At 38.0% G+C, this 25,380-nt stretch carries 20 protein-coding genes; 9 read left to right on the top strand and 11 right to left on the bottom strand.

Annotated features, from left to right (window positions below):
* Positions 1–83: 83 nt before the first annotated feature.
* From cdaA to glmS, 4 genes are all read left to right on the top strand, one after another.
* The gene (gene cdaA, locus QE450_RS16135; RefSeq protein ID WP_274171834.1) at positions 84–908 is read left to right on the top strand and encodes a diadenylate cyclase CdaA; all 825 of its coding nucleotides are present in this window, start codon (positions 84–86) and stop codon (positions 906–908) included.
* Complete coding sequence (locus QE450_RS16130) at positions 908–2,515, top strand: CdaR family protein (protein WP_307300599.1); 1,608 nt, start codon at positions 908–910, stop codon at positions 2,513–2,515. The genes cdaA and QE450_RS16130 overlap by 1 nt, the downstream gene beginning before the upstream one ends.
* Positions 2,516–2,692: 177 nt before the next feature.
* Positions 2,693–4,036, top strand: coding sequence for a phosphoglucosamine mutase (gene glmM, locus QE450_RS16125; protein ID WP_307300597.1), 1,344 nt, complete (start codon positions 2,693–2,695; stop codon positions 4,034–4,036).
* Positions 4,037–4,854: 818 nt separating this feature from the next.
* Positions 4,855–6,687 carry a glutamine--fructose-6-phosphate transaminase (isomerizing) gene (glmS, locus tag QE450_RS16120; RefSeq protein WP_273613651.1) on the top strand — a complete coding sequence of 611 codons (1,833 nt, stop codon included), beginning with the start codon at positions 4,855–4,857 and terminating at the stop codon, positions 6,685–6,687.
* Between the two features lie 147 nt (positions 6,688–6,834).
* Here glmS and QE450_RS16115 read toward each other — a convergent pair whose 3' ends face one another.
* The 7 genes from QE450_RS16115 to QE450_RS16085 all read right to left on the bottom strand — a co-directional run bounded on the left by QE450_RS16115 (position 6,835) and on the right by QE450_RS16085 (position 16,050).
* Positions 6,835–7,686: a carbohydrate ABC transporter permease gene (locus QE450_RS16115; RefSeq protein WP_307300594.1), complete on the bottom strand. Its 852-nt coding sequence runs from the start codon at positions 7,684–7,686 to the stop codon at positions 6,835–6,837.
* 88 nt (positions 7,687–7,774) lie between these two features.
* On the bottom strand, positions 7,775–8,671 hold the full coding sequence (locus tag QE450_RS16110) for a carbohydrate ABC transporter permease (protein WP_273613649.1): 897 nt from the start codon (positions 8,669–8,671) through the stop codon (positions 7,775–7,777).
* Between the two features lie 103 nt (positions 8,672–8,774).
* Entirely contained in the window at positions 8,775–10,106 is a 1,332-nt protein-coding gene (locus tag QE450_RS16105) for an ABC transporter substrate-binding protein (RefSeq protein WP_274171837.1), read from the bottom strand.
* Positions 10,107–10,315: 209 nt separating this feature from the next.
* Positions 10,316–11,605, bottom strand: a complete 1,290-nt coding sequence (locus QE450_RS16100) for an extracellular solute-binding protein (RefSeq protein ID WP_307300588.1) — start codon at positions 11,603–11,605, stop codon at positions 10,316–10,318.
* Positions 11,606–11,624: 19 nt separating this feature from the next.
* The gene (locus QE450_RS16095) at positions 11,625–12,608 is read right to left on the bottom strand and encodes a substrate-binding domain-containing protein (protein ID WP_274171839.1); all 984 of its coding nucleotides are present in this window, start codon (positions 12,606–12,608) and stop codon (positions 11,625–11,627) included.
* Positions 12,609–12,630: 22 nt separating this feature from the next.
* Positions 12,631–14,415: a sensor histidine kinase gene (locus tag QE450_RS16090; RefSeq protein ID WP_301264006.1), complete on the bottom strand. Its 1,785-nt coding sequence runs from the start codon at positions 14,413–14,415 to the stop codon at positions 12,631–12,633.
* Positions 14,416–16,050: a helix-turn-helix domain-containing protein gene (locus tag QE450_RS16085; RefSeq protein WP_307300583.1), complete on the bottom strand. Its 1,635-nt coding sequence runs from the start codon at positions 16,048–16,050 to the stop codon at positions 14,416–14,418.
* Between the two features lie 592 nt (positions 16,051–16,642).
* On the opposite strand from QE450_RS16085, the gene QE450_RS16080 reads away from it, so the two are divergent.
* Positions 16,643–17,938: an MFS transporter gene (locus QE450_RS16080; RefSeq protein WP_307300580.1), complete on the top strand. Its 1,296-nt coding sequence runs from the start codon at positions 16,643–16,645 to the stop codon at positions 17,936–17,938.
* Positions 17,939–17,968: 30 nt separating this feature from the next.
* On the opposite strand, the gene QE450_RS16075 is transcribed toward QE450_RS16080, so the two are convergent.
* Positions 17,969–18,871 carry a LysR family transcriptional regulator gene (locus QE450_RS16075; protein ID WP_307300577.1) on the bottom strand — a complete coding sequence of 301 codons (903 nt, stop codon included), beginning with the start codon at positions 18,869–18,871 and terminating at the stop codon, positions 17,969–17,971.
* A 141-nt stretch (positions 18,872–19,012) separates the two neighbouring features.
* Here QE450_RS16075 and QE450_RS16070 point away from each other — a divergent pair, with 141 nt between their 5' ends.
* Positions 19,013–19,681 (top strand): O-methyltransferase, encoded by a 669-nt coding sequence (locus QE450_RS16070; protein WP_307300575.1) that lies wholly within the window; start codon positions 19,013–19,015, stop codon positions 19,679–19,681.
* 12 nt (positions 19,682–19,693) lie between these two features.
* Here QE450_RS16070 and QE450_RS16065 read toward each other — a convergent pair whose 3' ends face one another.
* On the bottom strand, positions 19,694–20,137 hold the full coding sequence (locus QE450_RS16065; RefSeq protein WP_307300574.1) for a rhodanese-like domain-containing protein: 444 nt from the start codon (positions 20,135–20,137) through the stop codon (positions 19,694–19,696).
* A gap of 195 nt (positions 20,138–20,332) precedes the next feature.
* On the opposite strand from QE450_RS16065, the gene QE450_RS16060 reads away from it, so the two are divergent.
* From QE450_RS16060 to QE450_RS16050, 3 genes are all read left to right on the top strand, one after another.
* Positions 20,333–21,232 (top strand): LysR family transcriptional regulator, encoded by a 900-nt coding sequence (locus QE450_RS16060; protein ID WP_307300570.1) that lies wholly within the window; start codon positions 20,333–20,335, stop codon positions 21,230–21,232.
* Between the two features lie 136 nt (positions 21,233–21,368).
* Entirely contained in the window at positions 21,369–22,298 is a 930-nt protein-coding gene (locus QE450_RS16055) for a manganese-dependent inorganic pyrophosphatase (protein ID WP_307300567.1), read from the top strand.
* Between the two features lie 207 nt (positions 22,299–22,505).
* Positions 22,506–22,934 (top strand): RrF2 family transcriptional regulator, encoded by a 429-nt coding sequence (locus QE450_RS16050; RefSeq protein WP_307300565.1) that lies wholly within the window; start codon positions 22,506–22,508, stop codon positions 22,932–22,934.
* Between the two features lie 237 nt (positions 22,935–23,171).
* Here the strand turns inward: QE450_RS16050 and QE450_RS16045 are convergent, their stop codons facing one another.
* Positions 23,172–24,125, bottom strand: a complete 954-nt coding sequence (locus QE450_RS16045) for a bile acid:sodium symporter family protein (RefSeq protein WP_274171847.1) — start codon at positions 24,123–24,125, stop codon at positions 23,172–23,174.
* 194 nt (positions 24,126–24,319) lie between these two features.
* A complete protein-coding gene (locus QE450_RS16040) occupies positions 24,320–25,198 on the bottom strand; it encodes a helix-turn-helix domain-containing protein (RefSeq protein ID WP_274171848.1) in 879 nt (292 codons plus the stop codon).
* Between the last annotated feature and the right edge of the window lie 182 nt (positions 25,199–25,380).

Raw genomic sequence — 25,380 nt, 5'->3', positions numbered from 1 at the left:
CAAAACCTACTTTCTGTGTATACAGTCATGAGGAAAATAATAGATGATAAGTCCACTAGATAGAACATGACGGGGGTTTCAGTATGGATTATTTTACAAGCTTAACTTGGAAAGATTCGATCAAAGATATCATTGATATTTTAATCGTAACCTATATTATTTATCAGTTAATTCTATTGGTTCGTGGTACACGAGCAGTACAATTGCTGAAAGGTATTTTGGTGCTTGTGTTTATCTGGGCAATCAGTAGTTGGTTTGATTTGTATACATTAAAATGGTTAATGAATCAGGCATTTACGTTTGGGGTATTAGCTATATTTATTATTTTCCAACCGGAACTGCGACGTGGACTGGAGCAATTAGGTCGTGGTAAGATCTTTGGTCGAACGTTAGCAGATGATGAAGAAATTACTAAAATGGTCAATGAAGTGATTAAAGCTGTTCATTATCTATCCAGACGCAAAATAGGAGCTTTGATTGTATTTGAACGTACAACAGGTCTGAACGAGTATACCGAATCAGGTATCAAAATGCAGTCAATGGTGAGTTCAGAGTTGCTTATTAATATTTTTATACCTAATACGCCTCTACATGATGGAGCTGTTATTATTCAAGGTCAGCAAATTTCCGCAGCAGCTTGTTATTTACCGCTGTCTGAGAATCCATTTATCAGCAAAGAGCTGGGAACAAGACACCGCGCTGCGATAGGAATTAGTGAAGTGGGCGATGGTGTATCTTTAATCGTATCTGAAGAAACCGGTCAAGTGTCTCTTGCTATGAATGGACAGGTTATTCGTGATATTCATGAAGAGTCTTTGATCTCGAAATTGCATGATGCTTTGAAACCAAAAGTGGCAACAAAAGAGAAAAAAAGCCCGTTCTGGAAACGTAAAGGAGGGGAGCAGTAATGATGGACAAATGGATCAATAACAACACAGTTGCTAAAGTACTGGCTCTGGTTGTAAGTATACTACTGTGGGTTATGGTCCATCTCGATGGAGGAGCAGCTTCTATTCGCACCACCTCCGTTTCTTCAGCGATGGGAACCAATGTAATCGACAATGTGCAGGTTCAAGCGTATGGATTTGATGAAGATAAGTATGTGCTTAAATCATTAGATCCTACACGTGTGAGTATTCAGGTAAGAGGACAACAGTCTGATTTGACTTCATATTTCTCATCAGAGAGCTATAAAGTGAAGGTAGATTTAAGTCAGGTCACTCAGGCAGGAACAATGACGTTACCATTGATTCCGGAATTGCCTGCTAGTGTACAGTATGTATCGATGAGTCCAAGTACTGTTAAAGTAACCATTGAAGAGAAAACGTCTAATGCATTTGTACCGGAAATCGTAACCCAGGGCGAACCTGCAACAGGCAATCAAGCAGGAGATCCTGTTATTACCGATGGAACCGATAAAGTTAGCGTTACATTACCTCAGAGCAGACTTGAAGATGTACAGAAAGTTCAAGGTGTTGTGAATATTGAGGGTGCTACGGACACAGTCTCCAAAACGGTGTCTCTGATCGTCTATGCCAAAGATGGATCAGTTATTAAAGATGCTGTTGTCTCGCCCGCTAGCGTCAAAGTAGAAGTGCCTATAGGGACGTCTGTGAAGACTTTGCCACTGAATCTTAGTTATACTGGTGAACTTCCAAATAGTCTGATATTGGCGAATACAGAAGCAAGCGTGAATGAAGTGACTGTGTATGGATCCGAGAAATCGTTAGCCGCACTAGGAGATTCGATTACAGCAACAGTCGATCTAGGATCGATTAAAGAAGCAGGTACTACGAATCTGACGGTTAAATTAGATATTCCTGAAGGTGCAGACCGAATCGCACCATCTACAGTTCAAGTAAAAATTACAGCAGAATCGTTCTCACAAAAAGATGTCACTAATATTCCTGTTATTTTTAAAGGGGCAAGTGATAATTATACAAATGTGATTACTGATCCAGCGAATCAACAAGTGACTCTAAATGTAAAAGGAACGCCTGAAGCATTAGAAGCACTCAAGCCATCCGATATTGAAGTATCAGCTAATATCAGTGGTAGAAAGCCAGGCACTTATAAAATTCCTGTACAGGTTATTTTGCCAGATACGATTGCTTTGTCTGATCCAGCAAATACCCCTACAGTCACAGTAACCATCAGTGAAAAAACGGACAATACAACGCCAAAGGATCCGGCGGATACTGATAATTCAGGAACAGGCACTACCGATGGAACAGGTTCAGGTAGTGGCACTGATTCAGGTACGGGTACAGGTACAGGTGGAACAACACCAGATACCGGTAACCCGGGAACGACAACTCCTTCAGAAGAAACGCCTACCACTCCAGAAGGAACCACACCTGAACAGAATCCTGAAAGTAACGGGTCTGCCGGAGCAGAGAACGGTGGGACAACAACGATTCCTCCAGATAACAGTAGTAACAATACTAATAGTAATAGTACGACATCAGAGGCGGCTACAAGTACGAAAGCTGTATTTCCCAGTACGTACCGATAAGCAGTTGATAGATGAAGTATAGTATTGACATTATGTGAGGGTCAGCGTATAAAGGATAAGATTGCTGAAATAGATTGTAATTCGTTCTCATAGATGTATTTATCAACGATATAGTAAACCAATTCACTACAATCTTAGAAATGATAATTTGAACAATAATAAGGAGCACAATAAATAATGGGTAAATATTTCGGAACAGACGGCGTACGAGGCGTTGCTAACAAAGAATTAACAGCAGAGATGGCTTACCAGATCGGGCGCTGTGGAGGTTATGTACTTACTCACGGAGCAGAGAAGCCGACAGTGGTCATCGGGATGGATACTCGTATTTCCGGTCTGATGCTGGAATCTGCATTGGTTGCTGGATTGTTATCAATCGGTGCACATATCATCCGTCTAGGTGTAGTCAGTACACCAGCAGTAGCTTATATTACTCGTCTACTCAAAGCAGATGCAGGTGTTATGATTTCAGCTTCGCATAATCCAGTAGAAGACAATGGGATCAAATTTTTCGGTGGAGACGGCTTTAAGTTAACCGACGAAACTGAACTTGAAATTGAAGCATTGATGGATGCAAAAGAAGATACATTGCCACGTCCAGTCGGTGCGGAATTAGGTACGATTGTGAATGACGATATGTCCAAATTCAAATATTTAGAGCATTTGAAATCAACTATCACTCATTCTTTTGCAGGAATGAAAATTGTGATGGACTGCGCAAACGGTGCAGCGTATGAATTAGCACCAACTTTTTTTAAAGAATTAGGTGCAGAAGTGATTACGATTGCAGCAGAACCAAACGGTCTGAATATCAATGATCATTGCGGTTCGACTCACCCTGAGAAGTTAAAAGAAGAAGTTCTTCGTCATGGTGCACATATCGGGCTTGCTTTTGACGGGGATGCTGATCGTCTAATTGCGATTGATGACAAAGGTGAAGAAGTTGATGGTGACTATATCCTTTGTATCTGTGGTGATGCTATGAATCGCGCAGGTAAATTGAAAGATAGTATGATTGTATCGACTGTAATGAGTAATATTGGTTTCTTCAAAGCAACTAAATCGCTTGCTCTAGAAACGAAAATTACAGCTGTAGGCGATCGTTATGTGATGGAAGAAATGAAACGTGGAGGATATACGCTAGGTGGCGAACAATCCGGTCATGTGATTTTCCTCGACTATATTACAACAGGTGATGGAATCTTAACTGCGGTGCAGTTGGTTGATACATTGGTGGGTTCTGGTAAATCATTAAGCGAATTAAAATCGATGATGGACAAATATCCACAAGTATTGGTAAATGTACGTGTAGAAAGCAAAGCACGTTATGAAGGTAATACTGCGATTGCAGCAGCTGTCAAAGCAGTTGAAGATCAATTAGGTGACAACGGTCGTGTATTGGTTCGTCCGTCTGGAACCGAATCTTTAATCCGTGTTATGGCTGAAGGCCCAAACAAAAATGAATTAGAGCAATATGTGGATCAAATTGTAGATGTGGTTAAAAAAGAATTAGTCGTTTAAATCAGTAATATCTAAACATGAGGTTGCCAGATGACGATGTGTATTGGCAGATATACTGTCAGTTACATCGAATAAGGCAGCCTCTTTTTATTGAATATCGTGCGTCAGGTCAATAAATAAGGTTAAATAGTAATAGTCTGTTAGTTAGAGAGCATAGACGCATTTCGGAAATGTATAAGTGGCTTGTTTAATGACAAAATAGCGGGTTAAAAGCAATGAAATTACTTTGTGAGTATTTTGTCAGATTTTTATCATTGTTTTATAAAAGATTAATAGATATAATGTACAAGTTACCAAGTGTAATGAAACTGTAATGTAAATGAAATCTAATGTACTCAAATATAGAAAGTGAGGATAGAGGTTGGAATCAAGATTCACTAAGCGCCAGAGCTTGATCGCTACGGAGAAATTAGATCAAGCTGACGAGGTGGAGGTGTTCGAATGTTCGGCGGGGGCCTCCCGGTGACGCATCAAACCGTGAAGCAGAATTTAAAAGGAGAGAGTGATCTCTGCGACAAAGATTCTGTTTGGTGCATAAAATGGTACAAAAAGCTGAATAATCAGCATATTATAGCAGGATTACTTTTATCAAAACTACTAATGTGCATAGAACATGAGCAGGATTGCAGCATCACATAGAATGTACATTGAAAGCTGAATAATCGATAACTATCGATAATAGAACTCCAAACTAAATATAGTGCAGAGATGATCTACAGTGCATATCTATTCTAATGTCATGATCTGTATATCCCTGACTCCTGTTCTTATGTGCAACTAACGTCATGAGACGAACATTCGAACGGAGGAATACAACGATGTGTGGTATTGTTGGATATATTGGGAATAAAGATACGCAAGCTATTTTGGTGGATGGTCTTCGTAAGTTGGAATACCGTGGTTATGATTCAGCGGGGATTTCTGTTTTTACAAGTAAAGGATTGCAAGTGGTTAAAGCTTTGGGTCGTATGAATAACTTGGAAGCTAAGCTAGAAGAGCACCCTTTGGTTGGTAATGCAGGGATTGGACATACTCGCTGGGCAACTCATGGTAAACCATCTGATGTTAACTCTCATCCACATACAGATGCAACAAGCAAATTTTCTGTTGTGCATAATGGTATTATTGAGAACTATTTGGAGCTTAAAGATGAATTGATCGCTTCTGGTGTTGTATTTGTATCGGAAACAGATACAGAAGTTATCGCTCACTTAGTGGCTCGTGAATATAACGGTGATATCGTTAAAGCAGTACAAAAAGCAGTAACCTTTATGCGTGGTGCTTTTGCACTTGGCGTATTAACAGAGTATGAACCTAATAAATTAGTAGCTGTACGTCAAGCAAGTCCACTTGTTATCGGCGTAGGTAAAGGCGAAAACTTTATTGGTTCTGATATTCCAGCAATCTTGAAATATACTCGTGATGTGTATATTTTGGAAGATGGCGAAATGGCTGTTTTGACTGAAGATGCAGTAGAATTAATGACGATTGAAGGCAACTTTATTTCTCGGGAAATATTCCATGTCGATTGGGATGCAGTTACCGCAGAAAAAGGCGGCTTTGATCACTTTATGTTAAAAGAAATTCATGAACAACCTAAAGCTTACCGTGATACAATGCTAGGTCGTATTAACGAAGATGGCAAAGGTGTTCATTTCACCGACTTGAACTTAACGAAAGAACAAATCAAAAATATTCGTAATATTCAGATCGTAGCATGTGGTACAGCGTATCATGCAGGTCTTGTAGGACGTAATATTATTGAAAGTCTAGCGAAAATTCCGGTAGAAACAGATGTAGCTTCCGAATATCGTTACCGTTCACCAATCATTGCAAAAGACACATTGGTTATTGTAGTGAGCCAATCTGGTGAAACAGCAGATACATTAGCAGCTCTACGTGAAGCACAAGCCAATGGTGCTCATGTTATTGCTGTAACGAATGTAGTAGGTAGCTCAATCGCTCGTGATGCTAATGATGTGATCGCTACATTAGCTGGACCTGAGATTGCGGTAGCATCGACTAAAGCATATACGTCTCAATTGATTGCTTTCTATCTATTGGGTCTATATATGGCTGAAATTCGCGAAACCAAAACAACCGAAGAAATCGCTCATATTCTTGCAGCAATGGATTCATTGCCTGAGCAAGTAGAGCAAGTATTAACACAAGCACCAATTATTAAAGAATATGCAGAGCATATCGCTCAACATAAACATTTGTTCTTTATCGGACGTGGTGTAGATTATGCAGTCGTACAAGAAGGTTCTCTGAAATTAAAAGAGATTTCTTATATCCACTCTGAAGCTTATGCAGCAGGCGAATTGAAGCATGGTACTCTTGCTTTGATCGAAGAAGGTATTCCTGTTATCGCTCTAGCTACACAAGAAGATGTGCTTGAGAAAACATTAAGCAACATCAAAGAAGTAAAAGCTCGTGGTGCAGAAGTGATGGTTGTGAGCTATGAAGAACGTCGTGAAGAGCTAATGAAATCGGTAGATAAAGTATTATCGATTCCAAGAACATTGCCATTATTGACTCCAGCATTGTCTGTTGTTGTATTGCAATTGCTTGCTTACTATGCTTCATTAGCACTTGAACATGATGTAGACAAACCACGTAACCTTGCGAAAAGTGTAACGGTAGAATAGTATTGGCTACTGATTACCACTTTATGTTGTAGACATGAATCTGTAAATTGATAGATATAATCAAAAGCCGAGTCCATTCAGGGTTATTCCTGATTGTGACTCGGCTTTTTTTACTATTGAATCTAATCATTGTGTTCTATTGAAGTATTACTTCACAGCTCCGGCTGTAATTCCACTGGCAATCTGACGCTGGAAAAATATATACATAATCAATACTGGCACAATACTGATAAATAGTCCTGCGAACAATGGTCCCCATTCGGTACGATATTGCATTTCAGCTTGCATTACGGCTATGCCGATCGGCAAGGTGTAATGATCTGGATCATTAATAAGCACCAGTCCCACAAAGTATTCGTTCCAAATATTGAGGATATTGACGATAGCTACTGTAACAAGTCCCGGTTGAGATAATGGAAGCATAACACGGAAAAAGGTTCCAAAGTAAGAAGCACCATCCATCGCAGCGGCTTCTTCTAATTCTTTCGGCAATGTTTTGAAAAAGCCCACCAGTACAAAGACACCAAAAGCAATCAAAGTCGTAGCATAGACCAAGATCAAACCGATAGAAGTATTAATCAGGTTCAGCTTATTCATTAAAAAGAACAACGGAATCAATGCCAGACTAAAAGGAACCATCATAGAACTGATATAAAGTAGAAATAACGCATTACTGCCTTTAAACGGATATCGTGCCAGTACATAAGCAGTGGTAGCAGATAACACCAATCCTAACAATGTAGAACCCAGTGTGATAATCAATGAATTGGTAAAATATTTGCCAAAGTTGTACGTTTCCCATACATAACTGAAATTGCTCCATAACAACGGAAGATCAGGCAAAGCCCAGGGTGGGTTAGCGTAAAACTGTTTGTTGTCTTTGAGCGCATCCAGCAATGTCCACAGTAACGGATATAATACAGTAATACTCCAAATTGCTAACACCAGATAGAAAAAGATACGAATAATAGGATTGCGAATACCCATAATATTGCCCATCGAGCTCCTCCTTGATTGACGTTCTGATGCTCCAATATGCGGAATTCAGACCGATAGGTTTATTTAATCTCTGTGTGAATAATCAATATTAATTCATTTCTACAGTTTCTTGACGCATAATACGTTGTAATGCGATCGTTGTGATTAACGACATAATCAAAATAATCACGCCAATAGCAGCCCCATATCCAAAATGATATTGTTGGAAAGCCATCTGATACAGATAAGAGCCCATAACCTGAGTCGAATTATCCGGCCCACCATTGGTCATAATCATTACGATGACAAATGAGCCGTTCAGTGTAGTCATCATAATATTTAATACCGAAACTTTAATCTGTTCCCAGATCAGCGGTAATGTAATATGCGTAAATTGATGCCATTGCCCTGCACCTTCCAGTGAAGAAGCTTCATAGTAGGATTCAGGAATCCCTTGAATCGCGGCAATTAGCAAAATCATATAAAATCCAATCCCTGCCCAGATTGATGGAGGGAGTAACATCCAGATCGTATGAAATGGGAAGCCTAACCATGCGGTTTTGACTTCAGTACCTGTAATCAGTGAAAGAATCGAGTTCAAAAATCCAATCTGCGGATTGTAGATAAATGCCCATAATACACCGATAACAACGACAGAAATAATATTTGGAATAAAGAAAATAGAGCGGAAAAACAAAGCAAATTTGAGCCGGAAGCGGGTTAACGATACTGCAAAAAAAGTAGCCAAAACCATAATACCAATCATTTTACCTGCTACTAGAAAATAATCATTACCTATCGCTTGCCACATAATCGGATCGTGCATCAGATCGACGAAATTTTTGAGACCGATAAAGTCTTTATTTTCAGAAGAACCTGACCAGTCAAATAAAGAATAATAAAGTGCTTGAATAATGGGATATACCATAAACAATGCGTATAGAATAAGCGTAGGTAAAATAAACGATAAAATAAATATATTCCGTTGCCAGTGCCGTGAAGTCATCAAGCCACCATCCTTTTTCAATCCCATATATTCATAATTCTGAATGTAAAACAGAAGAGAACCGGATGATAAGCATCAGGCTCTCTCCTGTGATCCATCTTTATTAATTTGCTGCTTTTTGAGCGGCAGCGGATACCCGTTCGATCCATCCATTCGGATCAATAGTACCGATAGTTAGAGCGACTGTTGCATCATTCATTGCTTTTTCTACATCAGCATTAAATGTGATCGTAGGTACAACAATAGTATCTTTAGAATTTAAATATTCAGCGGCTTGTTTAACAAAAGCAGGAGCATTGGAAGCACTGATATCTCCTTTGATATTGGAAGGAGCGCCGCTTAATTCAGCCCATTGAGAAGCTTGTTTTTTGGCGAAAATAAATTGAATAAATGCATAAGCAGCTTCTTTATTTTTGGCTTTAGATGCTACACCAACGGTAGCTGTAGAGGTAACAGCGATCGATTTACCACCTGGTTTCTGTGTGATCGATGGCATAAATCCAAAGTCGAAACCTTCAGGTACATCTTTGGACATTTCATTAGGCATCCATAATCCGTTAGCGATAAAAGCATCTTTGTGTTGCAGGAATAACATTTGTGAATCGGTATGATTAAGCTGTACAGCAGCCGGATCGATAATTCCGTCATCACGCATAGTCACAATTTGGTTTAGTGCAGTCATAACAGCCGGGCTTTTGAAAGCTTCTGGATCATTAGCGGCTATTTTCTGCAAAATGGAAAAGTCATCATTGTTAGCAGATACCATAGCTGGATACAAAATAGAGTTGTTGATGTAATACGGATAAATACCGGTATGGATAAAAGGAGTGATTCCTTTTGCTTTGATTTCTTTACTTACAGATATGAATGAATCGAAGTCTGTTGGCGCTTTCCAATTATTATCAGCGAACAATTTTTGATCCCAGAAAATACCCCATGAACTTAAAGCGAGTGGAATATTGTATGTTTTGCCATCGTAATCTTCCGGTGCTTGAGTAAGAGATTCAGAGATTAGATCACCGTCTACTGTTTTGGCTGTTTTGTACCATTCTGTTAAGTCTTCCAATTGTCCGTCTTCAATCATTTGACGAGCATTCAGACCTGCGCCATCGATATAAACGAAATCGGGTGGATTACCACCAATCCAGCGGGGTTTCATTTGATCATTGATTTTCGGTCCTGCGCTGACTTTAATCTTCAGATCGGGGTTAGCGGTTTGGAATTCTTCTACAACTTTTTTCCACCAGGCATCGCCATAACCGCCTACAAAATATTGAACTTCAAAGTCTCCAGTAAGACCTTTACCGGATGAAGCAGTTGTTCCTGTACTTGCCGTTCCACTTGCTGAATCGTTGCTACTGCCACAACCTGATAATGTAAATACAGTCAGCAATGCCGCTGCACTTAATACAGATAATCTTTTTTTCCATGACATAAAAAATCAAACCCCCTAATTGATAATTTAAATCACGCCTTTGTGTTAGCAATACAACGATTTGGCGTCTGTGTTTATCATAAGGGATTTGATTATGCAAATATATTGAATATATTATTTTAAATCTTGAATATTTTACGAGATTTTATAGAATTTCATGAACTTTAAGTTAAATATAGTTACTTAATATGTTATATAAGTGATATATATTACGGATGAGTAGGGTTTTGATAAAGCGTTTGTTGTCGTTCCGCATATTGTTGTACTTGATCCAAAGCGGCTTGAGGGGTGATTCCATTGTATAAAATAGCATTACCCATTTTACGAGTTAATGCCATAATATCTCCCCATTCTGGTTGTTGCAATGGGTAAAAGTAAGCTTTTTGTAGTCGATTGATATCAGCTTCCATCAATGGATTTTCTAAAGATAATTTATTCGCAACAGTGGTTGTAACAGGGATCATTCCTTCCTGACGGATAATATTTTCGTAATTCTCGTCATTGTACAAATAATCCAAAAAAGTAGATAATGCTTCTTTATTCGTATGATCTGTTTTGAATGATAACATAACATCTTGAACCCCAAAGTTCATTTCAGGTTGTCCATCTTTTACAGGAATCATGCCACTACCCCACGCTGTATTTGGAAATTCACGTTCTGTAACAGCCGCAAAATAATTACCACTAATCATCATGCCTAATTGCCCATCTCCCAAAATACGCTGTTTCTCGTCTCGAATCGTAACTGTAGGTTCAGGATCAGTCAGACCTTTAGTGTACAAATGCTTGAGATACGTCAGACCAGTAACATTTTGAGGAGAATTGATATCCCATTTTCCATTTTTCATCCAACCGCCACCTGCTCCAAAAAAGAAATAAGATAGATAGGCAGGGATCTCGTTATCTGTTAAATCAACACCAAAGCCATACGCACCGATTGCTTTCAATTTGGTAGCATCTTTGGTCAATTGAGACCATGTCTGTGGAGGGGATGATATGCCTGCTTGTCGAAACAGATTTTGTTCATAATATAATTTGCGAATAGTCGCTACATAAGGAATCGCATATTGTTGTCCGTCAATACGATCAAGCTTTAACAAATGAGGAGAAAGTTTATTTTTTAGATCTTCTGAAATCAGTTCATCCATATTGTTCAGCAATTGATCATGCCCGAAGCGAGCATACATATTCATATTAAGTAAGTCAGGAGGTTGTCCTTCACTAATCATCGAAGTATACACGCCATCAATAAGATCCCAATTGACCACTTGCAGCTCTACCGTAATTGAAGGATTTTCACGCATAAAATTACGAACTAATCGTTCAAGTACAGGCTTGGTGCTTGAACTGTATTCAGCGGCTACAAATTTGATCACTGCTTGTTGTTCAGTATTTCCTACGGGTACAGGTGTGACAGTAGAAGAACTGCAACCACTTAATAGAAGAACCAGTATCAACAAGCTAGTGATTCGAAAATCTATCCAACGATTTGCTCGCATATCTACCTATCCTTCTGTTTTATTTTTCATAAAAGGGAAACAATAACTTTTGATTTTCAGGAGTATACATAGTTGTTGGTGTAATAACGGTAGAAGGAATCATCGTCACCGAGTGTTGGCTATCCAGCACACTTGGATCAGTGAGAGCTTTTTGTACAGCCAAATAACCCATATTAAAAGGCTTTTGTACAATCAAAGCATCTAGCGTTTTTTCTTCCAACAATTCGATCTCGTAAAAGGAACTATCAAAAGCGATAAACATTATCGAATCCAAATGACGTTCTTTGAGTGCTCGTGCTGCACCGACAGCGATAGGTTCATTCATCACGATTAATGCATTAGGACGTGGATATTCATCTAATAATTTGTTGGTTAATACATAGGCTAGTTGTTCAGATTCTCCTGAATAATAAGTGACAGTACGATGATGAGGCATATTGCCTAGTACTTGCTTGATTCCTTGCTCACGTGCTTTGAAAATACTGGAGGATTGATAATCGCCGATAATCGCAACATAAGGTGAAGTATTGGTTTGATAAGCTGCCATTCTTCCTGCTTGCATTCCCATCTGTACATGATCGCTGGATACAGAAGAAGGAGCATTATTAACAGGTAAAGGAGTATCCATAACGACTACAGGAATACGAGCATTTTGTAGTCGAGTAATACCAGCCAACACACGCTTATCATTTAACGGTGCGATAACGACAGCAAGTGGCTTGATCACAAGTGCATCTTGAAGAGCATTTAACTGATTATTGATATCTGTATCATCTAAAGGCCCGGATACAAGAAATTGAATTCCTTTTTCTTTGGCAGCCTCTTCTGCACCGCTACGAACTGTCTGCCAGAAGTCGGATTGAGGACTATTGGACTTGAGAATAATCATAATCGTTCCTTCTTCTTCAGCAGTAGAAGTAAACCAGACAAAATAACTGATAATATACAGCGCACCGGCTACCAGTAAAATGGCGATCCACCAGCTAATACGTTGATTCCTCATACTCAATCTCACTTTCTGTAGGTCACAAAATAGCAGGTACGCGAATCGTCACAACGGTACCTTCTCCTAATACACTGTGTATACTCATACCGTACGTTGCTCCAAAATAAAGCTGTATCCGTTCATTAACATTGCCAATACCGATCCCATGCTGGGTATTAGTAGCTACTGTGCCCTCATTGACTTGAGCAAGACGCTCAGCAGTCATGCCAAGTCCGTTATCTCGCACTTCAAACAGCAAGTCATCTTGTTCTTGCCGTGCTGAGATATAGATGATACCAGGTGTAGTCTTACTACGTATTCCATGATAAATTGCATTTTCGATAAACGGTTGAAGCAGAATTTTGACCGTTTTGTATTGCAGTATATCTGAAGGGATATCAAATACATAATCCAATTGTTCACGATATCGCATTTTCTGAATAAATAAATAATGACGGATATGTTCAATCTCTACCCGAATTGATACTAATTCTTGATCACGTGTAATACTAGCGCGGAACATTTTGGCAAGAGCAGATGTCATATCGACTACTTCTTCATGCTTTTCTTGTTCTGCCATCCAGATGATAGAATCGAGTGTGTTATAGAGAAAGTGAGGATTGATCTGTGCCTGTAATAACAAAAGTTCAGTTTTGCGCTTTTGTTCGCTAGTCTGTACAGTCTCGTCCATCAGATGTTTAATTTCATTGACCATCACATTAAATGATTGCCCTAATTGATTTATTTCATTATCTTCTTCAATAGAAGTCTGAATATGAAAATTACCTAGTTCGACTTGCTTCATATCTTGTTGCAAACGTTTGATAGGCTTAGTCAGATGCAGCGATAATAGCAGAGAGATGATAATAGAGATACCGATCCCAAGCAGAGCATACAGTAAAATCGAATGTTGAATCGAAGATTTGTTAGCGATCAGATCATCACTGTAAGTTACGCCTACGATTTTCCAACCTAATCCGGTATCTTGTACAGAATAGATTCGTTTGCCTTTATTATCATCAGCAGTAAACGATTGACCACTTGCTGTAGTCAATACTTGCGGAATTTCTTCTGTCGCTAGATTGCTATACAACAATTGTTGCTGAGGATGGTAAATAATATTGCCTGTACCATCTACAATAAATACATAGCCTTTTTTGCCTAAATAAATCTGACTACATAATTTATCAATAACGCTCAAATTCAGATCGACCAAAAAAATGCCTTCAGGCGTTATACCATCATTACTTTTAAGTTCACGACTTAAAGAAACGACCCAGCGGTATTCGCCACTAATCACATTTTGAATATGAGGGGGAGATACGATCGATTTGCCATTCATTTTTTGCGCATTGATATACCATGATTGTTGCTTGGGATCAATATTCGGATTAAGTGCAGTGATCCGCCGATCAGATACAGTACGCCCATTGTAACCAAACACCATAATCGAAGCGATATCATTGCGACTGTAGAGAATATTTTGAAATAAATCGGAAATCCGTTTCTCATAAGGACGAATATCATTTTTGCCGATAAAGCTATTGCTAGAAATATAGTAGGTCACATCTTTATTGGTCAAAGCAAGCAATGAGATATTTTCCATATTATCAATATACGTCTGGATATTCGTATTCACCTGACGCATAATCTCTTGAATATACACCTGAGAATTCTGTTCTGCGGCATCGACAGTCAACCGATAATTGTTAAGACTGATAATTGCGATCACGATCAGAATCAGACCGGAAAAAGCAACCAGTAAGCTGGTTGTCAAGCTTTTCCATTTCCAGGTGGTAAAGATTCTGAATAGATCACGTAACATTTATCTGTACAACTCCTTTACATGACGATGCTGTTCCCGGTATTGCTTGGGCGTTATGCCGGTATGTTTTTTAAAAGAAGAACTGAAATAATTAGGATCGGTATAGCCTACTTTTTCAGCGATTTGATAAAATTTGTATTCGGTTAAACGCAGTAATTGTTTGGCTTTATCGATTCGAATGCGAGTAAGATATTCTACATAAGTCACTTCTGTATATTGCTTAAATGCTTGACTAAAACTGCTTGTACTCATCAACACATGACTACAGATATCTTGTAATGATAAATGAGCTTCTGCATAATGTTGCTCGATATAATAGATCGCTTTTTGAATATGTTGCTGACTATTGATCTGTATTTGTTTGTTCAAATGCGCAGATACATGATCTAACACAGCGAACCATTCTTGCAAGATCTGTTGCAGTGTAGGAGCAGTTAACCATTGAGGTTGATTTACAAACGTACTTAATATAGATTCTAATCCTAATTGCTGTAACCAATCTTGGATACGCAAAGCGATCTGACGAAATTGTAAAATACATTCGGTAGGCGATGTTCGCCGGGTAATCATTTGCTGTGCCATCTGAGCAGATAAACGTTGTGCTTCTTCTAGATCATTGTTGCTAAGATGAGTTACAATTTCTTTTTCCCAATCGATATCTGGTATAGGAGAGAAGGATTGTTGTTGTAGATTGGCAAAAGATAAAAGAGTCCCGGTACCAAAAAGAAACCGATATTCTAATGCTTGCATCGCTTGTTCATATTGCTGGGGCATATCTGTGATATCAATACATCCGGTAGCCAGACCGATTGTAAAAGACGTATCGATCTGCTGGCTAGATAATTGATAGAGTTGGTTAATCGTCTGGGTGATCTGTTCAAAGATTGCAGGTGTAGATGAGTGATCTACAGAGGGATAAGAAAATAAATATACATACCGGGATTGATATACTATCGAAGTATATTCCCATTCTGTCGGTAATATAGTTTGAATAATAGAAGAGAGTGAATCTACTAATGCTTGCACAGGTGGAACAGTCTGTGTAGAAGAATCTGTTATCGTATCGTTATCGGGTTCAATAACAACAAGCTGATAAGCAGAGGACAACGAAGGCAAAGCAAATTGAAGTCGGTGTTGCTCCCATTCAGTATGACTGACGCCTGAAGTTAATACCTTTTCCCAGAATCGCTCTTTAAGTAATGGAAGACTTTGTGACCATTGCGTATGCAATTGATCGATATTATGATGTAATTGACGTTGATCATCCATTTCTAGCTTGATCTGTTTGAGTAATTCACGAATCTCTTTGGCTGTAACTGGTTTGAGAATAAAGTCAGACACTTTAAGCCGAATCGCTCTTCTCGCATATTCAAATTCATCAAATCCTGTCAGGATAATCATTTTGATATCTGGATAATGGTGATGAACAAATTCAGCCAATTCCAATCCATCGACAAAAGGCATACATATATCTGAAATAATCAAATCAGGCGGATCAGCAACGATAGCTGTTTGCGCTTCTAACCCATTCGCATAATCTCCTGCCAATTCAAATCCGTACGCTTGCCAATCAATCCGAGTCTTGAGACCTTCACGTATAATCATCTCATCATCAACCAACATCACTTTATACATTGATATCTCTCCTTCCAAGCATTCGGCATTGTAACATGAAGCAACATAAAAAGATGTTTACCGAGCAAACGATCTATAATTTAGAGTGAAAAGTTAGCAATATGTTATATAATGTATCGCTTATTTATAAGTTATAATCACGTAGGAATTTGTTCACTTTATCATGTTTTAAAAAGACTGACAACTGCTGTTATGACTATATCAAGGGCAGAAATATCCAGATTAAATCTTGTAGAAAAGTGACATCACAATAAAAATAAACATTGATCACTTAAAAAATGAAGCTTTTTCCAAAAATTGATTTGCACATGGTATAATCAGTAAAATTATGTAAAACCATACGAAAGGAGAATTGATTATGAGTGTATTGCAACGACAGCGACTAATATTAATTCCTCTCCAAACCTATCATAAAAAAGCAATAACAATATCCCAAAATATCAGGAATAGACACTGGATCAGGCCATAGCTATGTATATACTAGATTGACCTATCACTAGTTATCCCAAAGTATATAAGTTAGATAAAGAGAATGATATACATAGATTGATTATGACCTGATTCGTGTCTTTGCCTTTAAGGAGACATTATAATGACCTTTAATCCTCATTCTAGCAAGCACTCTAAATGGAAAAACCATATTCACTTTTGGAAATATCCTTCGATTTTATTAACCGGTGTAGCTATTGCTAATATTGGAGATTGGATTTTCTTAATTGCACTCAATCTTACTATGCTCGATATGTCAGGGTCTCCGCTTGCAATCGCAGGTCTGTATATCCTCAAGCCATTTGCAACCTTATGTACGAATAGTTGGGCAGGAAGTGTAGTGGATCGGCTGAATAAACGTCGATTAATGATTACTTTTGATCTTATTCGAGCAGTGCTTATTTTTACGCTTCCTTTTTTATATCATATTGGCTTGATCTATGCAGTAGTACTGGTAATCTATATGGCAAGTTCTATTTTTAGACCGACTTCTATGGTATATACAACCAAGTTGATTCCAACAGAACATCGTAAACGTTTTAATTCTATTCAAAGTTTAATTCATTCAGGTGCCTTTTTGATTGGGCCAGCGATCGCAGGTTTGTTATTTTTGATCACCAGTCCGCAAATGGCGATTTTTGTTACTGCGGTTGCTTTTGGTATCTCTAGTATGATGACATGGATATTACCTGATCTTGAAAAAGGAACTGTTACAATAGACCATCCAGTTAACCAAAATCCGATTACCAAAATGGCAAAATCTAACCGCTCATGGCAAATGATCAAGCAAGATTGGCGATTAGTGATAGAATTTAGCCGACAAGCTTGGAATGTGATGCTTATTTATTTTCTATTTCAAATTCTGATGGTATTGGCAGCCGGGCTAGACTCAATGGAAGTTGCTTTTGTCAAAGAAGTGCTTGCAGGTACAGATAGTCAATATAGTTATCTGGTGAGTGTAGCAGGTATAGGACTAGGTGTGGGAGCACTTGTAAATATGGTGATTGTGAAGCGTTTAACTGTCACGATATTGTTAGCAGTCGGGGCGATTGGATTCGGAGCAGGATATGTGATCTATAGCTTATCCGATTCTTTTACAGGTGCAGCGATTGGATTTTTTGTATTAGCTTTTTTTATGGCATTTATGAATACAGGATTTATGACTTTTTATCAAAATCATGTACCTATTGATATGATGGGACGCATTAGTAGTATTTATAGTCTGGTAGCCGCTGTTATGCAAATGTTGTCTGTGTTTATTCTAGGGCTGACCGCTCAATTATGGTCGATCTCATGGTCAGTAATTATCGGTTCGTGTGTTATGTTAGGTATTACATTGGTGCTTGCTCTGGCGGTTCGTCTATATATGCCGATATCTCCACCAGAAGAAGCACAGTAAAGAATGGTACGTCTAACAGATGAGAATCATTTAATAAAGAATAGAACTATTCTGCCGAATCGTATGAATAAACTGCTGACTGGCTATCGATAAAGGCTCATGCAGACGGGTACAAATAGCAATACTATTTTGCAAATACACATCGTTAACAAATACACGTGCTAATTGTCCTCGTTCTACATAATCTCTTACAACGAATGAAGACACGAAATTAGCTCCATAACCAGCAATAACAGCTTGAATCGCTTCTGGCAATCCATTAAATTGTAAAGGAATCTGCGGAGGAGGAGTATTGTGAGTTCGACATAAGGCTAATAAACGCTCTCGTGTCGAACTTCCTTGCTCACGCATGACAAAAGGTTCTTTCATCATCTGTTGTAGTGAAATATGTTGACCGGCATAACGATGATTGGGTGCTACGACAAACCACAGTTCATCTCGAAATAATTCTTCCGCTTGAATATCTGCTGTCTGTTCTTCAGCGAGTCCCCCATAAATAGCAATATCGACTTCCATTTGTAATAACTGACGTAAAGCATCGGTGGAATTGGTTGTAGTTATGGTCATATCTACATTCTCGTATTGTTGCTTGAACTTGGCGATCCATGCAGGCAATAGAAAATGAGCAGGCAAATAAGTAGCCGCTAAACGAATCTGCCCACGCTTTCCTTGATGATACTCGTTGATCCATTGTTCGACCTGTCCGGTAATCGCAAAAATACGCTGTGTAAATCCCAAAAATTCTTTAGCTTCGGTCGTTAAAGCAATCCCTCGTCCTTGTGGAATCAATAAAGTGATCCCTATTTCTTTTTCTAACTTCTTAATCTGTGCTGTAATTGCAGGCTGACTAATATTTAATAGATCAGCGGCTCTAGTTACACTACCTTGAACAGCAATCGTATGAAATAAATAAAGAGCATGCATGTTTAACATTCTTCTGATCCCTACTTTCGCATGTATTCATATATTTTAAGTATAAATAAGAAATAATTATATATTATTAATATGAATACATACAAGCTACAATAATTATAGAAACCACAAGAAGTTTTTATAAATAGGAGGATGATAAGTATGAGCGATATTCAAGTATGGAGTCAGATGGATCACTATATTGAAGAAAATCTTATCCCCAAAGATGCTATTCTAGAACAAGTGTTACGTAACAATCAGCAAGCATCTTTACCCGAGTATGATGTATCACCTGCTCAAGGGAAATTACTTCAATTAATCGTGATGATGAACAAAGCCAAACGCATTTTAGAAATAGGTACATTGGGTGGATACAGTACTATATGGATGGCACGTGCTTTACCTGTAGATGGACGATTAATTACACTAGAATATGATCCTCATCATGCCAAAGTAGCTGGGCAGAATATTACATTCGCTGGGCTAGAGGACAAAGTGGATATTCGTATCGGTGATGCCTCAGAACAATTATCCCAGATGGAAACAGAACAAATAGAAGCGTTTGATCTCATTTTTATTGATGCAGACAAAAATAATAATGCTCGTTATTTACAATATGCTTTGCAAATGTCTCATCCGGGCACTGTCATTATTGGAGACAATGTGGTTCGAGAAGGAGCTATCTTAGATCAACATAGTAATGATAGCCGTGTACAAGGGATTCGCCAATTTTATGAATTATTAGCTAACGATCCTCGTATCACAGCTACATCGATTCAGACGGTAGGTAGTAAAGGTTATGATGGTTTTGCAATTGGAATTGTTATCTAGTACATGAGTTGATTATATCGACCAGTACATTGGAGCTTCTATACCTAATGTCCCTTCAACGGGTCCACCTTCTTTGCGCCAGTATTCGATTCCACCTAGTAGTTCTTTTACTGGAAATCCAAGAGAAGCTAATTTGGCTGCTGCTTTGGTTGCTCCATTACAAGCAGGTCCCCAGCAGTAAGTTACAATGGTCGTGTTTTTATCTAAATGGGCAGTTGTTTTCTCATTGATCTGCCTGCCTGTAATATGAATTGCACCTGAAATATGGCACTGCTCATAAGTTGCTTCATCTCGTACATCTAATATTACAAATGGCGGATTTCCTTTTTGACAATCGATCATGACATCAGCCACATCGGTTTCGTATGCGGCTTTAGCTGTAAAATGACGATAAGCATCTGTCGTATTTGCCGCAGGGGTTTCAAGTGTAAGTGAAAAGCGTGGAGCACGATTCATAAGTAGACAACTCCTTCAATAGTGGGTTATGTTGAATAAGACTAAGAGATAGGGTCTGTATTGATTGTACAAAAAGTAAAAGATACAAGTGTTATAGAGTTATAGATACTCACTATCGATCTGATCGATAATACATTTATTTGATAGAAGCTATATAAGAGATTCCGTATTTTTGCGTAGAGAAAGAGTGATTAGATGGAACTGTTATATCTCAAAACGTTTTGTGAATTGGTAAAATGGGGCAATTACACACGTACTGCGCAGGCACTCGATTATGCTCAATCCAGTGTAACCAATCATATTCAGCGATTAGAACAATTATATGGTGGAAAACGATTATTTCAGCGCAAAGGCAATACTGTGATATTAACGCCAATCGGAGAGAAGTTACTACCCTATGCTCGTCAAATGATTGATTTACAACAACAAGCCAGACAAGCATTATCTATAGAAGATCTTGAACCTTCGGTGCTAACGATAGGAACGATTGAAAGTCTATCTCTTTACTATTTGCCCGGTATTATGGCACAGTTCCGACAACAGTATCCTCATATACAAGTCAAAATTGTATTAGATCAAGAACAACAACTGATACGTCGTCTACGCGAGCAAGAATTAGACATTGCTCTTATTTTGGATACACCGTATCAAGCTCGTGATATCACATCGATTCCCCTTTTTCCTGTAGAAATGAAAGTCGTGATCTATCCAGAGCATACACTGGCTCAACGTTCTTCCATCTCTGCTGGTGATCTGCATCAACAACCGTTAATTTTGACAGAAGAAGGATGTACGTATCGCGCCTATCTGATCCAAAAGATGAAAGAACAACAACAGATCAGTCAGATTTATCTGGAACTGGGTAATATCGAATCGATTAAGCAAGCTGTTGCCAAGCAATGGGGAATCGCTTTTTTACCTCAATTTGTATTGCATCAAGAAGAAGCATACAGTGGATTGCACATTCTCCCCTGGAAAGAAGAAGATCCGCAGTTATATAGCCAGATTCTGTACCATGCAGAGCGACCGCTGAGTAGTATCGCCGCAGATTGGGTTACTTTATGTAGAGCCAATCCTACCGTAGCCGTACTTTGAAAAAATGTTACACAGTTATTCCTATACAATTAATAGGATTAAACTTCATTTTCATTTGAAATCAAGGTATACTATGGAAGGAAACTTGAAAGGGTTAGCCCTTTTTTGCCAAAACAGATTGCGAAGGAGTGTCATTATGTCAAAAGTATTAGTTTTTGGTCATAAAAATCCGGACACGGATACGATTACAGCTGCGCTTGCTTATGCAGCATTGAAAAAAGAATTGGGTGTAGATGCTGAAGCGGTTCGTCTAGGTGAAGTGAACGGCGAAACACAATACGCTTTGGATTATTTTAAAGTAGAAGCTCCACGTCTTGTAGAAAAAGTCGCTGCTGAAGCGAAAGAAGTTATTCTTGTTGACCACAATGAGCGTCAACAAAGTGCCGATGATATCGAAGACGTTACAGTAATCGAAGTTATCGATCATCACCGTATCGCTAATTTTGAGACTAGCGGCCCGTTATACTATCGTGCAGAACCTGTAGGTTGCACAGCAACAATTTTGAATAAATTGTATAAAGAACATGGCGTATCAATCTCCAAGCAAAATGCAGGTTTGATGTTATCTGCAATTATTTCAGATTCATTGTTGTTCAAATCGCCTACATGCACACCACAAGATGTAGAAGCAGCGAATGAATTGGCTCGTATTGCTGAAGTGGATATTGCTAAATACGGTCTGGATATGCTTAAAGCAGGTGCTGATCTAAGCGACAAAACAGTAGAGCAATTGATCACTTTGGATGCAAAAGAATTCCAAATGGGTGATGCTAAAGTCGAAATCGCGCAAGTCAATGCGGTAGATGTGAATGACGTATTGTCTCAACAAACAGCGATTGAAGCAGCATTAACAGCAGTTATTGAGAAAAAAGGTCTGGATCTATTCTTATTTGTAGTAACAGACATTTTGAACAACGATTCTGTAGGTCTTGCTCTAGGCAAACGTACAGATGTTGTAGAAGAAGCATACAATGTAAAACTTGAGAATAATCAAGCTATGCTTAAAGGTGTTGTTTCTCGTAAATCTCAAATCGTACCTGTATTAACAGATACATTTGCTAAATAATATAATCATATGCTACATAAGCATATAGTTATCCAAAAGGCGGTTGGAGTTCTATTCCAATCGTCTTTTTTTGGTGTATAAATATATTGCCTTCAAGCTAGTGCTAGGCTACACTTTTGTACATCAACATCAACATCAACATCAACATCAACATCAACATCAACATCAACATCAACATCAACATCAACATCAAGTGGGAGGGCGTTTATGACGACACGAGCTAAATTGATTGGACCCGCACGCTTTAGTGTAGCTGTTCATGCTCTTGCCGGGCTTGCTTCAAATGGTGGAACATTATCCAGCGCGATGCTTGCTGCTCAAGTTCATTCCCATCCAACCTTTTTACGAAGAATACTAGCTACACTAGCCAGTCATAAAATTGTAGATACGCGAGAAGGACGAGACGGTGGTTATACTTTGCGGATGCCAGCCGATCAATTAACGTTGTCTGCTATCTACCTTGCTATTCGTATCGAACAACCGATGCATGAGTTGCCTACCGCTGACGGTATACAAGATAGTCAAAAGGCAAATCAGCGATTGAGTAATATCATGAAAGGTGCAGAACAACAAGTGATAGATTATCTTCAACAATTCACATTAGCTGATATTATAGAAGATTCAGATGATTATTAGAACGATGCTGTGTAAGCTATTATTCAGCTACAAGCAGAGCGGTTATATCAATACACCAAGCACAGGATAAACGTAAAACTGAAAAGTATATCAAAAGACAGTAAGTACTCAGCATAAAGACTCTATTTCTCAACAACATCGTACAGTTGTTATTGAAATAGAGTCTTTGTATGGACTGAATAGACAGAAGTATTATCCTACTTGCTGAATATAAGTAGATGTACTTTCAAAAAAATATTAAGTCTCTTTTGTCTGTTGCTCTTCTTTAGCAGCACGACGAGCAAACCATGTTGCTAATAACGAACCTGAAATATTATGCCATACACTAAAAATGGCACTTGGCACAGCGGCTAAAGGATTGAAATGAGCCGCAGCTAGACTTGCTCCTAGCCCTGAATTTTGCATACCTGTCTCAAAAACAATAGCTTTACGTTGTGCAGGATTCATACGAATCGCTTTGGCAAACAAATATCCGAGCAAATAACCAAGTCCATTATGTAAAATAACGACAAGGAAAATCAATAATCCTGTTTCAACAATTTTGTCGCGATTTAGACCTACAACAATCGAGACGATCAATACAATCGCAAGCGTAGAAACAAAAGGCAATGCCACTGTAGCCGCTTCTGCTTGTTTGCGAAATAGTGATTTTACAATAACGCCTAGTACAATAGGAACGATCACGACTTTGAGGATATCTAGAATAAGACTGCTTGCACTAATATCCATCCATTGTCCAGCAAGTAACGAAATCATCGCCGGTGTAGCCAGTGGAGCGATCAGAGTCGATACAGAAGCGATAGATACGCCTAGCGCTACATCTCCTTTAGATAAAAAAGTCATAACATTAGAAGATGTACCACTTGGACAACAACCGACAAGAATTACACCCACAGCAATATCAGGCGGAAGTTGCAATGCAATCGCTAGACCATAAGCAAGTAACGGCATAATAATATAATGCCCTACTACTCCCAGCGCAACATCTAACGGACGACGAAACACTTCGCGAAAATCAGCAGAAGACAACGTCAATCCCATTCCAAACATCACGATTCCAAGCAATAACGAAATCTGTCCTTTCAACCCTGTAAATACACCAGGCATAAAAAATCCAAGTAACGCAAATAATATCACCCAGATCGAAAATGTATCCCCTACAAACTTACTAACTTTGGCTACAGCATTCATGATGTAATCTCCTATTCTAAGTAATATATACATAATTAGTTATTGTTTTGACAAGCAATTATAAAAATATAGCTCATCAACGCTTTAATGCGCAAAAACTAAGGTATGCAAATTTTACTATAAAAGATTTTACATGGCTACTGTTTTGATTATTTTTATTGATAAAATTTTTATTAATTCTATCTATTTTTGATTTAGGAAGGCAACAATTGTAATTCCTTATCAATAATAGATATTAACTTCGTTTTATTCGTTAACTCAAAAATACAACGTGCCTTAAAAATATATATTTTTCCTTCTTCAATACGATTCAATTTAATCAAATTGCTACCTACTTGATAATGTAATTCTCCAAACAAATAGAGATTTTCTTCACGTATACATAATTTAATTCCGATTTCTGAATAAAATATAGATTTTTGATATTCTTCAAGGTTGATTAAAGTTTTAGAAAAATTGTAATAGATGCGGAGTTGGATTTTTTTATCTTGAATGAGTGGGAGTTTTTCTAAACTATCCAAAGCTAGAGAAAAAAGCTCAGCTGCTTTAGAAAAATTTTTTAATTGATCATGAATTATTCCTAAACTATTAAGTATTTCAGTTTGCCGTTCAGAATAGATCAAATTAATCCTTGAGGTTAAATGTAAAGCAGTATAAAGACAATTTGTAGCGTAGTCAACATCCTTATGAATTTGAAAATGGCACATTCCTTCATGCCACAATAAGAATTGTTTTTTTTCTGGAGAATTAAATAAGGGATTATTTTTTTCTTTTTGTACCATCCATAGTGCTTCATCATATTCTTTATCTCTAACGTGTTTTCGTAAAAAGTAGAAAAAATCATTCACATAATCAAACTCAGGACTTTTAACAACTGAAAAAAAATAATCCAGTGTAATACCAAGTCTATTCGTTAATTCGGATAAAGTACTGCTTAAAGGAAGAATATCTCCTTTTTCAATTTTACTAATTTGAGCTTGCGTACAGATATCTTTTGCCAATTGTGTTTGTGACATTCCCATTTCTAATCTGAATTTTTTTAAGGTTGATCCAATAGTTGTGTATTGGTACATAATCTCCTCCTCAAATATAAATGGAATATTCCTACAATTATATTTTATCACGCTAGAGCAAATATATGTTATTTAGTAGCATAAAAACTAAAAAATATAAGACTAGAACCGTTTTTCATGAATTTTAATAATAATGTATGCTGAACTTAGTTAATAAACAGGAGGTGTTGATCGTGAAAAAT

Origin of the sequence: Paenibacillus sp. SORGH_AS_0306, assembly GCF_030819345.1 — a bacterium.
In the GTDB taxonomy this organism is placed as follows: domain Bacteria; phylum Bacillota; class Bacilli; order Paenibacillales; family Paenibacillaceae; genus Saccharibacillus; species Saccharibacillus kyungheensis.
Note: the sequence above shows the minus strand (reverse complement) of the source record. Positions and strands in the feature narration are given on the sequence as shown.

What these genes read in the sequence shown, in the direction of transcription:
- cdaA (WP_274171834.1), top strand. Translation starts at nt 84, where the DNA reads ATGGATTATTTTACAAGCTTAACTTGGAAAGATTCGATCAAAGATATC.
- QE450_RS16130 (WP_307300599.1), top strand. Translation starts at nt 908, where the DNA reads ATGATGGACAAATGGATCAATAACAACACAGTTGCTAAAGTACTGGCT.
- glmM (WP_307300597.1), top strand. Translation starts at nt 2,693, where the DNA reads ATGGGTAAATATTTCGGAACAGACGGCGTACGAGGCGTTGCTAACAAA.
- glmS (WP_273613651.1), top strand. Translation starts at nt 4,855, where the DNA reads ATGTGTGGTATTGTTGGATATATTGGGAATAAAGATACGCAAGCTATT.
- QE450_RS16115 (WP_307300594.1), bottom strand. Translation starts at nt 7,686, where the DNA reads ATGGGCAATATTATGGGTATTCGCAATCCTATTATTCGTATCTTTTTC.
- QE450_RS16110 (WP_273613649.1), bottom strand. Translation starts at nt 8,671, where the DNA reads ATGACTTCACGGCACTGGCAACGGAATATATTTATTTTATCGTTTATT.
- QE450_RS16105 (WP_274171837.1), bottom strand. Translation starts at nt 10,106, where the DNA reads ATGTCATGGAAAAAAAGATTATCTGTATTAAGTGCAGCGGCATTGCTG.
- QE450_RS16100 (WP_307300588.1), bottom strand. Translation starts at nt 11,605, where the DNA reads ATGCGAGCAAATCGTTGGATAGATTTTCGAATCACTAGCTTGTTGATA.
- QE450_RS16095 (WP_274171839.1), bottom strand. Translation starts at nt 12,608, where the DNA reads ATGAGGAATCAACGTATTAGCTGGTGGATCGCCATTTTACTGGTAGCC.
- QE450_RS16090 (WP_301264006.1), bottom strand. Translation starts at nt 14,415, where the DNA reads ATGTTACGTGATCTATTCAGAATCTTTACCACCTGGAAATGGAAAAGC.
- QE450_RS16085 (WP_307300583.1), bottom strand. Translation starts at nt 16,050, where the DNA reads ATGTATAAAGTGATGTTGGTTGATGATGAGATGATTATACGTGAAGGT.
- QE450_RS16080 (WP_307300580.1), top strand. Translation starts at nt 16,643, where the DNA reads ATGACCTTTAATCCTCATTCTAGCAAGCACTCTAAATGGAAAAACCAT.
- QE450_RS16075 (WP_307300577.1), bottom strand. Translation starts at nt 18,871, where the DNA reads ATGTTAAACATGCATGCTCTTTATTTATTTCATACGATTGCTGTTCAA.
- QE450_RS16070 (WP_307300575.1), top strand. Translation starts at nt 19,013, where the DNA reads ATGAGCGATATTCAAGTATGGAGTCAGATGGATCACTATATTGAAGAA.
- QE450_RS16065 (WP_307300574.1), bottom strand. Translation starts at nt 20,137, where the DNA reads ATGAATCGTGCTCCACGCTTTTCACTTACACTTGAAACCCCTGCGGCA.
- QE450_RS16060 (WP_307300570.1), top strand. Translation starts at nt 20,333, where the DNA reads ATGGAACTGTTATATCTCAAAACGTTTTGTGAATTGGTAAAATGGGGC.
- QE450_RS16055 (WP_307300567.1), top strand. Translation starts at nt 21,369, where the DNA reads ATGTCAAAAGTATTAGTTTTTGGTCATAAAAATCCGGACACGGATACG.
- QE450_RS16050 (WP_307300565.1), top strand. Translation starts at nt 22,506, where the DNA reads ATGACGACACGAGCTAAATTGATTGGACCCGCACGCTTTAGTGTAGCT.
- QE450_RS16045 (WP_274171847.1), bottom strand. Translation starts at nt 24,125, where the DNA reads ATGAATGCTGTAGCCAAAGTTAGTAAGTTTGTAGGGGATACATTTTCG.
- QE450_RS16040 (WP_274171848.1), bottom strand. Translation starts at nt 25,198, where the DNA reads ATGTACCAATACACAACTATTGGATCAACCTTAAAAAAATTCAGATTA.